The sequence below is a fragment of the Nonomuraea roseola genome, assembly GCF_039535395.1.
GTDB lineage: Bacteria > Actinomycetota > Actinomycetes > Streptosporangiales > Streptosporangiaceae > Nonomuraea > Nonomuraea roseola.
In genome coordinates, this window is record NZ_BAAAXC010000013.1 from 108,878 (window position 1) to 122,161 (window position 13,284).

A 13,284-nucleotide genomic window follows, 5' to 3' on the forward strand; every position below is an offset into this window, starting at 1 on the left:
CATACATTGAAGCGGTGCGCACCGACCGAGCCTTGCTCCGCGACTCGCTCTTCGCCGCGGCCCTGGCCGCGGCCTCGGTGGCGCTGTCGGCCGCCGGCGGTCACGGCGGCCCTGGCGAGGCCGCGCTGCTCGTGCTGGCGTGCGCGCCGGTGGCCGCGCGCAGGCGCCGGCCGCTGGCGGCGCTCTGTCTCGCGCAGTTGCCCATCGTGCTGCTCGGCGCGCTCGACAGCGATCCCGGGCTGGCCGGCCTCGCGGGGCTCATCCTGCTCTACACGGTGGCCGCGCACAGGGGGCTGGCGATCGCGCTGGCGGGGCTGTCGGTGGCGACCATCGGGTACTTCACCTCCGCCTCACTGTCGGCCTCGTCGATGATGTGGACCTCCCACGCGCTGACGACGCTGGTGGGCGTGGCCGTGTGGGGAACCGGCAGGAGCGTACGGCTGCGCCGGGCCTATCTCGAGGAGCTGAAGGACCGCGCCGCGAGGTTGGAGCGGGCGAGGGACGCCGACACGCGCGCTGCCAGGGCCGAGGAGCGCTCCCGCATCGCCAGGGAGCTGCACGACGTGGTGGCCCATCACGTGAGCGTGATGACCGTGCAGGCCGCGGCGGCCAGGAAGGTGCTGACGGCGAATCCCGACCTGGCCGGTGAGGCGCTGACGGCGATCGAGGAGACCGGCAGGATGGCGATGAACGAGATGCGCAACATCGTCGGCGTGCTGCGCACCGACTCCCCCTCGGGTCCTCCCGAGCGCGGCCCGCAACCCGGCCTGCGCGACCTGCCCGCGCTGGTCGATCAGATGCGCGAGGCGGGCCTGCCGATCGAGCTGGAGGTCGAGGGCGCGAGCGCGGTACCGGCGGGCCTCGACCTGGCCGCCTACCGCCTGGTCCAGGAGGGGTTGACCAACAGCCTGCGCCACGCGGGCCCCGGCGCCCGCGCCAGGGTCTCGGTACGGCAGGCGCCCCGCGAGCTCACCCTTCTCGTGGAGGACGACGGCAAGGGCTCGAGCGCCGAGCAGGCCGACAGGACGGGGCACGGATTGGTCGGGATTCGAGAGAGAGTGGCCCTCTATGGTGGAATCCTGAGGGTCGGTCCGCGCACTGGGGGCGGTTTCGAGGTGCGGGCGACTTTCCCGCTGAAGGACGGATGATGACGATCAGGGTGCTGCTGGTGGACGACCAGCCACTGCTGCGCACGGGGTTCCGCCTGATCCTCGAGGCCGAGCCCGACATCGCGGTGGTGGGCCAGGCGGGTGACGGGAAGGGCGCGCTCGAACAGGCGCGGGCGCTGATGCCGGACGTGATCCTGATGGACATCAGGATGCCGGGCGTCGACGGGATCGAGGCGACGCGCAGGATCGTGCGCGAGGCCGCGGCGGGCGCGCACGTGCCGAAGGTGCTGGTGCTGACGACGTTCGACCTCGACGAGTACATCGTCGAGGCGCTGCGCTCGGGGGCCTCGGGCTTCCTGCTGAAGGACGTGCCGCCTGACGAGCTGGTGCAGGCGATCAGGGTGGTGGCGGCGGGCGACGCGATCGTGGCGCCCAGCGTCACCAGGCGGCTGCTCGACAGGTTCGCGGCCAAGCTGCCCTCCGCCTACCAGCAGACGACCCCGGCGCGGCTCGACAGGCTGACCGAGCGCGAACTCGAGGTGCTCAAACTGATCGCCAAGGGGATGTCCAACGCGGAGATCGCGGCCAAGCTGGTGGTGAGCGAGACGACGGTCAAGACGCACGTCGGCAACGTGCTGACCAAGTTGGGCCTGCGCGACCGCGTCCAGGCGGTCGTCCTGGCCTACGAGAGCGGGCTCAGCACCCCCGGCGCCCTCTCCTGAGCCGTCCGGGCGAGCGCGCACGATGCTCGCCCGGCCTTTCCGGCGAGCACGCACGATCGACGCCGGCACTACTGGCGGCCGCGCACGATCCTCGCCGGCTCTTGCGAGGGCACACGATCTTCGCCCGCCCTTCCGGCGGGCACCACGATCGACGCCGGCTCATCCTGCGAGGGCGCACGATCTTCACCCATGAGGTCTTCACCCATGAGATCTTCACCCACGAGGTGGGGGTCGCCCCGTGGCCGGGGTGGGCTCGATCCGGCTGTGCGTACGGATCGAGGCCACCCCAGCCTTGGCGCGCCGCGGGTCAGGCGGTGATGGTCTCGGGCGCGGGGGTGACGGTGGGCGCGTTCTCGGGGAAGTGACAGGCGACGCGGTGCCCGCTGGCCAGCTGCTCGAGGGGCGGTTCGACCGTCTTGCAGATCTCCTGCGCCTTCCAGCACCTGGTGTGGAAGCGGCAGGCGGGCGGCGGGTTGATCGGGCTCGGGACGTCGCCCTGCAGGCGGATGCGCTCGCGTTCGGCGCGGGCCTTCGGGTCGGGCACCGGCACCGCCGACAGCAGCGCGTTGGTGTAGGGGTGCATCGGCGAGGTGTAGAGCGACTTGCGGTCGGCGATCTCGACGATCTTGCCGAGGTACATGACCGCGACCCTGTCGCTGATGTGCCGCACCACCGACAGGTCGTGCGCGATCACCACATAGGTGAGGTCGAGCTCGTTCTGCAGGTCCTCCAGGAGGTTGACCACCTGCGCCTGGATGGAGACGTCGAGCGCCGAGACGGGCTCGTCGGCGATGATGAGCTTCGGCTTCAGCGCCAGGGTGCGGGCGATGCCGATGCGCTGGCGCTGCCCGCCGGAGAACTCGTGCGGGTAGCGGTTGTAGTGCTCGGGGTTGAGACCGACCAGCTCCAGGATGTCCTGGACCGCCTTCTTGGTGCCCTGCTCGGTCTTGATCCCCTGGATGCGGAACGGCGCGCCGACGATGGCGCCGACCGTGTGACGGGGGTTGAGCGAGGAGTAGGGGTCCTGGAAGATCATCTGCATGTCGCGGCGGAGCGGGCGCAGCCGTCCCTGCGGCATGTGGGTGATGTCCCTGCCCTCGAAGACGATCTTGCCGCCGGTGGGCTCGAGGAGCCTGGTCACCAGCCGTCCGGTGGTGGACTTGCCGCAGCCGGACTCGCCGACCAGGCCGAGGGTCTCGCCCTTGAGCACCTCGAAGTCGATCCCGTCGACCGCCTTGACCGCGCCGACCTGCCGCCTCAGCAGCCCCTTGTGGATGGGGAAGTGCATGCGCAGGTCCTGCACGGACAGCAGCGTCTCGCTCATGTGGTCTCCAGCATCGGCTTGATCTCGCTCTCCCAAAGCTGCCTGCGCTCCTCAGGGGCCATGTGGCACCTGACGAGGTGGCCTGGGCTCGTCTTGAGCAGCTCGGGAACCTCGGTTTCGGCCCGTCCCTCGGTGCGCTCGGCGTAGGGGCAGCGGGGGTGGAAGGCGCAGCCCGGCGGGACGTTGATGAGGGAGGGGGGTGATCCCTTGATGGGCAGCAGCCGCTCGGTGCGCTCCCTGTCGAGACGCGGCATCGAGCCGAGCAGGCCCCAGGTGTAGGGGTGTTCGGGGTCGTAGAACACCGTCTCCGCGGCGCCGTACTCGATGCACTTGCCGCCGTACATCACCAGGATGTCGTCCGACAGCTCGGCCACCACGCCGAGGTCGTGGGTGATGACGATCAGCGCGGAGTTGAACTCGCGCTGCAGGTCGCGCATCAGGTCGAGGATCTGCGCCTGGACCGTGACGTCGAGCGCGGTGGTGGGCTCGTCGGCGATGAGCAGCTCGGGGTCGCACGACAGGGCCATGGCGATCATGGCGCGCTGGCGCATGCCGCCGGAGAACTGGTGCGGGTAGTCGTCGACGCGCCTGGTGGGCTCGGGGATGCCGACCCTGCCCAGCATGTCGATCGCGTGCTTGCGCGCCACCTTCTTGGTGACGTCGTGGTGGATGCGGTAGGCCTCGATGATCTGGTCGCCGACCGTGTAGTAGGGGTGCATGGCCGACAGCGGATCCTGGAAGATCATCGCCATCTTCTTGCCGCGCAGGCGCCGCACGTGGTCGGCCGAGGCGCCGATGAGCTCCTCGCCGTCGAGCCAGATCTCGCCTGACATCCGCGCCCTGCCGCCCTTGTGCAGGCCGAGGATGCCGAGGCTGGTGACGCTCTTGCCGGAGCCCGACTCGCCGACGATGCCGAGCGTCTTGCCGCGTTCGAGCGAGAACGTCAGGCCGTCGACGGACCTGACCAGTCCGTCGTCGGTCGGGAAGTGGATGCGCAGGTCCTTGACGTCGAGGAAAGCGGTCATGCGAGCCTCACTCTCGGGTCGACCACAGCGTAGAGGAGGTCCACGACCAGATTGGCCACCACCACGAACAGCGCGGCGAGCAGCGTGACGCCCATGACGGCGGGCAGGTCGTTGTTCTTGATGGCGTCGACGGCGAACTTTCCGAGGCCGTTCAGTGAGAACGTCGACTCGGTGAGGACGGCGCCGCCCATCAGCAGGCCGAAGTCGAGGCCGAAGACGGTGACGATGGGGGTCAGGGCGGCGCGCAGCCCGTGCTTGACCACGACGCTGCGCTCGACCAGTCCCTTGGCCCGGGCGGTGCGGATGTAGTCCTCGCCCATCGTCTCCAGCATGCCCGCTCGGGTGAGTCTGGCGTAGGTGGCGGCGAACAGCAGGGCCAGGGTGATCCATGGCAGGAGCAGGTTGTAGGCCCACTGCAGCGGATCGATGGTGATGTCCACCCACGCGCCGCCGGGGGCGGTCCAGCCGAGGCCGTAGCTGAAGATGGACAGGGAGATCATGCCGGTGAAGAAGATCGGCAGCGACACTCCGGCCAGGGCGATGCCCATGGCGGACCTGTCGAAGAAGCTGCCGCGCCGCAGCGCCGACAGCACGCCGGTCGCCACGCCGCCGACCAGCCACAGTACGGCGGCGCCGATGCCGAGCGACAGCGTGACGCGCGAGCGGTCCATCAGGCTGGGCCAGACGGGTTGCTGGTTGATGAAGGAGTAGCCGAAGCAGGGAGCGGGGCAGTGTTCGATGCCCGTACCCGTGTCGTACTCGGTTCCCAGCACGATTCCCTTGAGGAAGCGCCCGTACTGCACCGCCACGGGATCGTAGAACCCGAGCCGTTCGGCGACCAGCCTGATGGTGTCCATGCTGGCACCGCGGCCGACGTATCGGGCGGCGAACGCCTCAGGGGTGGCGCCGGCCAGACGCGGCACCAAGAAGAAGATCGCGAAGGTGACGATGCTGACGATGAGCAGCATCGCCAAAGCGCCGATCACGCGCCTGATGATGTATGTGACCACAGTGCCCGGCTCCGGTCCCCGGCCGGTTGTGCCGACCGGGGACCTGCTGCCTTCACCCGCCTATCTAGGTGTGGATCGACTTACTGCTGGACGCCGAGGCCGACGTAGTCGTACATCTGCTGGGAGTCGCTGATGAAGACGTTGGTCAGCCCCTTGCCGCGCATGTACAGGGCCTTGCCGTACACGCTGGGCATGACGACGGCCTGGTCGATGACCATGTGGTCGATCTGCGACCACATGTCGGCGCGCTTGGCGGCGTCCGGCTCGGCCTTGATCTGGTCGATCATCTTGTCGACCTCGGGAATCTTGACGCTGAGGTTGTAGTTACCGGCGTCGCGGATGTCCCGGCTGTCCATGATGGCCTGCATGAAGCCGTAGGTGTCAGGGTAGTCGGAGCCCCAGCCGTTGATGGCCAGGCCGATCTTGTTCTCCTTGACGTAGGACGGCTTGCCCGCGTACAGGGCGAAGTAGTCGTCCTGCGGGAACGGCTTGAGCGTGAGCTTGATGCCGACGCGGGCCAGCGACTGCTGCAGCGACTCGGCCGCGGCCTTCTCCTTGGTCCGCTCGGTGCGGTAGGAGATGCTGGTCTCGAAGCCGTTGGGCTGGCCGCACTTGGCGAGCGCGGCCTTGGCCTTCTCGACGTCGCCCTTGTCGCCCTCGGACTTGTAGAGGTCGATCTGCTTGTGACCGGCCAGGCTCGGCGGGATCATGGAGCTGGCCATGATGCCGCCGGTCTCGCCGCCGTAGGCCCGGTAGAGGCTGTTGCGGTCGGCGGCGAAGGCGATGGCCCTGCGGCAGTCGACGTTGTCCAGCGGGGCGACGTCGGGAATGATCGAGGTGTACCAGGTGCGCTGCTGGACCGGGTTGTCGGTACGGGCCTTCAGCGCCGGGTCCGGCAGGACCTTCGGCAGGGCGGCGTTGCCGATGCCGAGGCCGTCGACGGCGATCTGCAGGTCACCGGAGATCAGCCGGTTGTCGACGTCGTCGGCGTTGACGCCGGTCTGCACCTCGATGCGGTCGGGCAGGGCGGGGCGGTTGGGGTCGGTCGCCGGGTCCCACTGGTCGTTGCGGACCAGGGTGAAGCCCTTGCCGATCTCGTTCTTCTCGAACTTGTAGGGGCCCGTCGAGATGACGTGCTCCTGGTACTTGGTGCCGGTGTCCTTGTCCTTGGGGACAGGCATCGTCACCGGCATCTGCATGATGTAGTCGAACAGACCGAACGGTTCCTTCAGGTGGAAGATGATCGTCTGGTCGTCCGGGGTCTCGACGGCGGAGGAGAAGTCGGCGTCCTTCGACTTGTAGGCGCCCTTGTAACCCTTCGGCCAGTCGAGCAGCGCGTTGAGGTAGGTCGGCCCGTTCGGGTGGATCTCCTTGTCGAACTGGCGCGTCACCGCGTAGGCGATGTCCTTGGAGGTCACCTCGGTGCCGTCCTCGAACTTCACGCCCTTGCGCAGCTTGTAGGTCCACGTCTTGGCGTCGTCGCTGGCCTTGCCGACGCTCTCGGCGAGGTCGGGGACCAGGGTGTTGCCGTCGGGGCCGGGTGCGGACTTGAACATCAGCAGCGCGCGCCCGTACAGGCGGGCGAAGTTGAGCGCGTAGCCGTAGTAGGTGTTGCCGGGGTCGAGGCTGTCCCAGTCGGCCGTGTTGGCCATCTTGAGAGTGCCGCCCTTCTTGTCAGAAGGGTTGTAGATCTTGCCGACCGCGGCGTCGGCCGTTTCCGCGCCGCCGCCCGCCGTCGCACCTGTGGAGGCTGTGGCGCTCTGGCCCTGACCGGGGGTCTGGGTCGGCGCGCCCGCGCAGGCTGCCAGCGCCATGGCCAGGGTCAGCCCGGCCGCGGCTGTCGTAAGAGCGGATTTTCTTCTCAAGGTGTCGCACCCCTTCGGGTTGGAAGCAGGGTTAAGGGAGTCCGAGAGAGGTCAGCGGTTGCCACGCGGGTCGAGTGCGTCTCGCAGGCCGTCGCCGAACAGGTTGAAGGCAAGCACGGTGATGAAGATCGCCAGGCCCGGGAAGATCATGAAGTGCGGGATCGTGTAGAACCTGGCCGCGTCCGACAGCATGCCGCCCCACGTCGGGGTCGGCGGGCGCACGCCCACGCCGAGGAACGACAGCGCCGCCTCGAACAGGATGTTCGAAGGGATCAGCAGGGTGGCGTAGATCAGGATCGGCGCGATCAGGTTGGGCAGGAGCTCGCGGAAGATGATGTACGGCCCGCGGGCCCCCAGGCTCTTGGCCGCGTCGACGAACTCACGCTCACGCAGTGACAGTGTCTGGCCCCGGATGATGCGGCCCAGGTAGGGCCAGTTGAAGAATCCGATGATGAAGATCAGCAGTGTCACGCGGAGCGTGTCGCCCGACAGCCCGAACGCCTGGTCCGGGACGACTCCGGCGAGCGCGAGGGCGAAGACCAGGAGCGGGAAGGCGAGGAAGACGTCCATCGCCCTGCCGATCAGGGTGTCGACCCAGCCGCCGAAGTAGCCGGCGACGACGCCGAGGGTCGTGCCGATGACCACCGACAGCAGGGTGGCGAGGAAGGCGATCAGCAGCGAGATGCGCGCCCCGTAGACCACCCGGCTGAAGATGTCGCGGCCGTTGACCGGCTCGACGCCGAACAGGAACTCCGAGGTGATCCCGCCCCACGGACCGATGGGGGCCTGGGTGCCGATGTCGGTCAGTTCCTCGTGGTACTCCAGCGGATCGTGTCCGAACCAACTCACCAGCAGCGGCGCGAAGATCGCCACCAGCATGAGAAGGATGATCACGATGGCGCCTGCCATGGCGACGCGGTCTCTTCTGAGCCGCCGCCACGCGATCTGGCCCAGTGAGCGGCCCTCGATCGCCTTGGCGTCGCTCCCGGCCACCACCGCTTCGGGAGCGGCCTGGCTGGCCGACTCCGGCACGTCGAGCGGTGCGGTCATGCGCCCTCCTCTGTCCTGACCTTCCAGGAGGCGGGCACGACCATAGTTGTGCGCATCTTGTTCCTGCCCCCTGGGTTAGACGGCGTCGTCCAATCAGGCACCGGCCCGGTCTGGACTCACGCCCGTACTTGCCGGGACCGTCCGTCACGGTCCCAGGAGGCAGGATCTATGGCCTGAGCTGCGCTGACTAGTCCCCACGCGCGCTATGTGGCTCAACTGTGATTGTCGCGAAACGCATTCGTATCGATCTTGCTTCGAATGTCTACAGCCCGTTCCGGTTGGGTCTCGGAACTGTGACATTGCACAGCGTATCTCGCTAGCTGATGCCGCGTCGCTTGAGGATGTCCTCGATATCGGAGAAATCATCGTCGTTCGTCTTGGGCTTCTGCTGCGCGATGGCAGGTTTTGCGGCGGGCGCCGTCCGTCCCGGCTTCTTCTCGGCCGCGGGACGGGCGGGGGCGGGCGAGGCCTCCTGCGTGGCGGGCGCGGCCGCCGACAGCCTCCTGGCCCTGATGACGCCCGAGACCATGAACAGCACCACCGACAGTCCCGCCAGCGCCACGCCGGCCCACGTGAGCGGGTTGAAGACCAGGCTGGTCACGAAGGACACGGCGGTGGAGCCGATCGTCCACAGCGCGTTGAGCGCGCCGGTGAGGTACGCGGCCATCGGCAGCAGTGACCAGGCCACCAGCCGCATGGCGGCCACCGCTCCCCTGCGGCGCAGCAGCAGGAAGCTGAACACCAGGCCCACGCCCGTCGCGCCTGCGCACAACGGCAACCACGCGATGCTATTGAATCCGCCCATTACGGCCGCCCCTCGTCTCGCTGACCTCTCCATCCTGGCACGCGAAAGGCCCGCCGCCGCTCCTCCCTGAGGAGGGATCTCCCCCTAGGGGATGGTTTCTCCGGTGGAGGCGTGGCGCGCGGGCCGGGCGGTGACGCTACGGCTCACATGGAGGCGGGAGGCACCAGGGCGCGCAGACGGGCCACGTCGACCTCGGTGAGCGAGGACACCACCAGGCGGCCGGCGGCCGGCTCGATGGGCAGCAGGCTCGGCACGGCGACCACGGCGCACCCCGCGGCGGTGCCGGCGGCCACGCCGTTGGGAGAGTCCTCCAGCACCACGCAGCGCACGGGCTCGACGCCAAGGAGGGCGGCGGCGGTGAGGTAGGGCTCGGGGTCGGGCTTGGTGCGGGTCACGTCGTCGGCCGTGACGATCACGTCGAAGTGCTCGCGGCCGACCGCTGCCAGCACCGACTCGGCGATCTCCTTGAGCGAGGAGGTCACCAGGGCGATCGGGACGCCCTGCGCGCGCAGGTCGCCGAGCAGCTCGAGCGCGCCCGGCATGGTCTGGACCCCGCCGGCCAGCTCGGCCACCATGCCGTCGATCATCCAGCCGCGCAGGACCTCCGGCGCGACCGAGGAGCCCGACACGGCCAGCATGTAGTCGACGGTGCGTTCCATGGAACCGCCGACGAGGTGGGTCTGGTGCTCGGGGGTCCAGACGCCCCCGAGTACCTTCATCACCTCGGTCTCGATCTTCAGCCACACCTTCTCGGTGTCGACCAGCAAGCCGTCCATGTCGAAGAAGGCCGCGTCCACTTTCCCCCCGGAGCTATCGGATTTCGGACTACTACCGTAGGACGTGGGGGGCTGATCATGGCCATCGACCCGGCGGGACGGCGCGCCGGGCCGGTCAGACGTTGAAGTACTTCGCCTCCGGGTGGTGGGCCACCAGCGCGGAGGTGGCCTGCTCGGGGTGGAGCTGGAACTCCTCCGACAGCGTGACGCCGATGCGCTCGGGGTCGAGCAGCTGGAACAGCTGCACCTGGTCCTCGAGGTTGGGGCAGGCGGGGTAGCCGAAGGAGTAGCGGCAGCCCTGGATGTTGACCTTGAGCATGTCGTCGAGGGACTCCTCGCCGCCGATGCGCCACTCCGAGCGGACCCTGGCGTGCCAGTACTCGGCCAGGGCCTCGGTCAGCTGCACCGACAGGCCGTGGAGCTCCAGGTAGTCGCGGTAGGCGTCCTTGGCGAACAGCTCGGCCGTGGCCTCGGAGATCTTGCCGCCCATGGTGGCGATCTGGAAGCCGACGACGTCGACCTCGCCTGAGTCCTTGGGACGGAAGAAGTCGGACAGGCACAGGTGCCTGTCGCGGCGCTGGCGCGGGAAGGTGAAGCGGGTGCGCTCGTCGCCCTTGTCGTCGAGGATGATCAGCGAGTCGCCGTCGCTGACGCAGGGGAAGTAGCCGTAGACGACGGCCGCCTCCAGCAGTCCCTCCGTCTGCATCCGCTCGAGCCACATGCGCAGCCTGGGCCTGCCCTCGGTCTCGACGAGCTCCTCGTAGCCCGGGCCCTCGCCGCCCCTGGTGGGCTTGAGGCCCCACTGGCCGAGGAACAGCGCACGCTCGTCGAGGAAGGAGGCGTAGTCGTTGAGCGAGATGCCCTTGACGATGCGGTCGCCGGTGAAGGGCGCGACCGGGATCGGGTTGTCGAGGGCCACGTCGGAGCGGGCGGGCAGGTCCTCGACCGCCGTGCGGGTGAGGGTGGCGCCCGCCTTGACGCGGCGCTCGCGCAGGGCGGGCAGCGGGGAGCCCTCCCGCTTGTGCGCCATGAAGGCGTCCATCAGGCGCAGGCCCTCGAAGGCGTCGCGGGCGTAGCGGACCTCGCCGTTGAACAGCTCGGCGAGGTCCTGCTCGACGTAGGCGCGGGTCAGGGCGGCACCGCCGAGCAGCACGGGGTATCGCTGGGCGATGCCCCTGGAGTTCATCTCCTCCAGGTTCTCCTTCATGACCACCGTCGACTTCACCAGCAGGCCCGACATGCCGATGACGTCGGCGTTCTTCTGCTCGGCGGTCTCGAGGATGGCGGTGACCGGCTGCTTGATGCCGAGGTTGACGACCTCGTAGCCGTTGTTGGACAGGATGATGTCGACGAGGTTCTTGCCGATGTCGTGGACGTCGCCCTTGACGGTGGCCAGCACGATGCGGCCCTTGGTCTCGCCCTCGAGTCTGTCCATGTGCGGCTCGAGGTAGGCGACGGCCGTCTTCATGACCTCTGCCGACTGCAGCACGAACGGCAGCTGCATCTGGCCGGAGCCGAACAGCTCGCCGACCGTCTTCATGCCGTCGAGCAGCACGTCGTTGATGATCTCCAGCGCGGGGCGCTGGGAGAGGGCGTCGTCGAGGTCGGCCTCGAGGCCCTTGCGCTCGCCGTCGATGATGCGCCGCTTGAGTCGCTCCCACAGCGGCAGCGCGGCCAGCTCCTCGGCCTTGCCCGCCCGCATCTTGGCGACGTCGACGCCCTCGAACAGGTCGATGAAGCGCTGCAGCGGGTCGTAGCCCTCGCGGCGGCGGTCGTAGACCATGTCGAGCGCGACCTGCCGCTGCTCGTCGGGGATGCGCGACATCGGCAGGATCTTGGAGGCGTGCACGATCGCCGAGTCGAGCCCCGCGTTGACGCACTCGTTGAGGAAGACCGAGTTGAGCACCATGCGCGCGGCGGGGTTGATGCCGAAGGAGATGTTGGACAGGCCCAGCGTGGTCTGCACCTCGGGGTAGCGGCGCTTGAGCTCGCGGATGCCCTCGATGGTCTCCAGGCCGTCCTTGCGCGACTCCTCCATGCCGGTGGCGATGGTGAAGGTCAGGCAGTCGACGATGATGTCGGAGACCTGCATGCCCCAGTTGGCGACCAGGTCGTCGATGGTCTCGGAGGCGATGCGGACCTTCTCCGCGGCGGTGCGGGCCTGGCCGTTCTCGTCGATGCACATCACGACCACGGCCGCGCCGTGCTCGCGCACGGCGGTCATGGTCTTGTGGAAGCGCGAGTCGGGGCCCCTGCCGTCCTCGTAGTTGACCGAGTTGACGACCGCGCGGCCGCCCAGCATCTCGAGGCCCGCCTTGAGCACCTCGGACTCGGTGGAGTCGAGCATGATCGGCAGGGTGGAGGCGGTGGCCAGGCGGAAGGCCAGCTCCTTCATGTCGGCCACGCCGTCGCGTCCGACGTAGTCGACGCACAGGTCGAGCATGTGGGCGCCGTCGCGGGCCTGATCGCGGGCGGTCTCGACGCAGTCGTCCCATCGGCCCTCGAGCATCGCCTCGCGGAAGGCCTTGGAGCCGTTGGTGTTGCAGCGCTCGCCGATGGCCAGGTAAGAGGTGTCCTGCCGGAACGGGACGGTCTGGTAGAGGGAGGAGGCGCCGGGCTCGGGGTGCGCCCTGCGCGCGGCGGGCTGCTTGCCCCGCACGCGCTCGACCACCTGGCGCAGGTGCTCGGGGGTGGTGCCGCAGCAGCCGCCGACCAGGGACAGGCCGTAGTCGCGGGCGAAGCTCTCGTGCGCGTCGGCCAGCTCGCCCGGCGAGAGCGGGTAGTAGGCGCCGTCGGAGGTGAGGACGGGCAGGCCCGCGTTCGGCATGCACGACAGGCGCAGGCGCGAGTGGCGCGCCAGGTAGCGCAGGTGCTCGCTCATCTCGGTGGGGCCGGTGGCGCAGTTGAGGCCGACCAGGTCGACGCCGAGGGGCTCGATCGCGGTGAGCGCGGCGCCGATCTCGGAGCCGAGCAGCATGGCGCCGTTGGTCTCGATGGTGACCTGGGCGATGATCGGCACGTCGCGCCCCCCGGCCTCGATGGCCCGCTTGGCGCCGACGATGGCGGCCTTGACCTGGAGCAGGTCCTGGCAGGTCTCGATGATCAGCGCGTCGGCGCCGCCGGCGATCAGGCCCGCCGCGTTGTCGCGGTAGGCGTCGCGCAGCGTGGCGAAGGGCAGGTGGCCGAGCGTGGGCAGCTTGGTGCCCGGGCCCATCGAGCCGAGCACGAAGCGCGGGTGCTCGGGCGTGGACCAGTGGTCGGCGCGCTCGCGGGCCAGGCGCGCGCCCGCCTCGGAGTACTCGTAGACCTTCTCGGAGATGTCGTACTCGGCGAGCGCCGAGAGGTTGGCGCCGAAGGTGTTGGTCTCCACGCAGTCGACGCCGACAGCGAAGTACGCGTCGTGGACGCCGCTGACGATGTCGGGCCTGGTGACGTTGAGCACCTCGTTACAGCCCTCGTAGCCCTCGAAGTCGTCGAGGGTCGGGTCGTAGGACTGCAGCATCGTCCCCATCGCCCCGTCGGCGACCATCACGCGCTGGGAGAGGACTTCGCGGAAAGACGGGGAGGCGTTCATGCGGTCAAGCTTAACGGGCGCTAC

At 68.9% G+C, this 13,284-nt stretch carries 10 protein-coding genes; 2 read left to right on the forward strand and 8 right to left on the reverse strand.

The genetic code is table 11. The annotated features are described in order from the left end of the window. Positions 1–14: 14 nt before the first annotated feature. Together ABFX55_RS17185 and ABFX55_RS17190 are read left to right on the forward strand one after the other, a co-directional pair. On the forward strand, positions 15–1,148 hold the full coding sequence (locus ABFX55_RS17185) for a sensor histidine kinase (protein WP_346122194.1): 1,134 nt from the start codon (positions 15–17) through the stop codon (positions 1,146–1,148). Next, positions 1,148–1,831, forward strand: coding sequence for a response regulator (locus ABFX55_RS17190; protein ID WP_346122196.1), 684 nt, complete (start codon positions 1,148–1,150; stop codon positions 1,829–1,831). The genes ABFX55_RS17185 and ABFX55_RS17190 overlap by 1 nt, the downstream gene beginning before the upstream one ends. Positions 1,832–2,138: 307 nt before the next feature. Here the strand turns inward: ABFX55_RS17190 and ABFX55_RS17195 are convergent, their stop codons facing one another. From ABFX55_RS17195 to metH, 8 genes are all read right to left on the reverse strand, one after another. Continuing rightward, positions 2,139–3,155: an ABC transporter ATP-binding protein gene (locus ABFX55_RS17195; RefSeq protein WP_346122198.1), complete on the reverse strand. Its 1,017-nt coding sequence runs from the start codon at positions 3,153–3,155 to the stop codon at positions 2,139–2,141. Beyond that, positions 3,152–4,180, reverse strand: coding sequence for an ABC transporter ATP-binding protein (locus ABFX55_RS17200; protein WP_346122200.1), 1,029 nt, complete (start codon positions 4,178–4,180; stop codon positions 3,152–3,154). Before ABFX55_RS17200 ends, ABFX55_RS17195 begins: the two co-directional genes overlap by 4 nt. Next, positions 4,177–5,190: an ABC transporter permease gene (locus ABFX55_RS17205; RefSeq protein WP_346122202.1), complete on the reverse strand. Its 1,014-nt coding sequence runs from the start codon at positions 5,188–5,190 to the stop codon at positions 4,177–4,179. Before ABFX55_RS17205 ends, ABFX55_RS17200 begins: the two co-directional genes overlap by 4 nt. 80 nt (positions 5,191–5,270) lie before the next feature. Next, positions 5,271–7,055: an ABC transporter substrate-binding protein gene (locus ABFX55_RS17210; RefSeq protein ID WP_346122203.1), complete on the reverse strand. Its 1,785-nt coding sequence runs from the start codon at positions 7,053–7,055 to the stop codon at positions 5,271–5,273. Between the two features lie 51 nt (positions 7,056–7,106). Then, positions 7,107–8,105, reverse strand: a complete 999-nt coding sequence (locus ABFX55_RS17215; RefSeq protein WP_346122205.1) for an ABC transporter permease — start codon at positions 8,103–8,105, stop codon at positions 7,107–7,109. 316 nt (positions 8,106–8,421) lie between these two features. Further along, the gene (locus ABFX55_RS17220; RefSeq protein WP_346122207.1) at positions 8,422–8,883 is read right to left on the reverse strand and encodes a cellulose synthase; all 462 of its coding nucleotides are present in this window, start codon (positions 8,881–8,883) and stop codon (positions 8,422–8,424) included. Between the two features lie 170 nt (positions 8,884–9,053). After that, the gene (locus tag ABFX55_RS17225) at positions 9,054–9,707 is read right to left on the reverse strand and encodes an HAD family hydrolase (protein ID WP_346122209.1); all 654 of its coding nucleotides are present in this window, start codon (positions 9,705–9,707) and stop codon (positions 9,054–9,056) included. A 94-nt stretch (positions 9,708–9,801) separates the two neighbouring features. After that, positions 9,802–13,260, reverse strand: coding sequence for a methionine synthase (gene metH, locus ABFX55_RS17230; protein WP_346122211.1), 3,459 nt, complete (start codon positions 13,258–13,260; stop codon positions 9,802–9,804). Between the last annotated feature and the right edge of the window lie 24 nt (positions 13,261–13,284).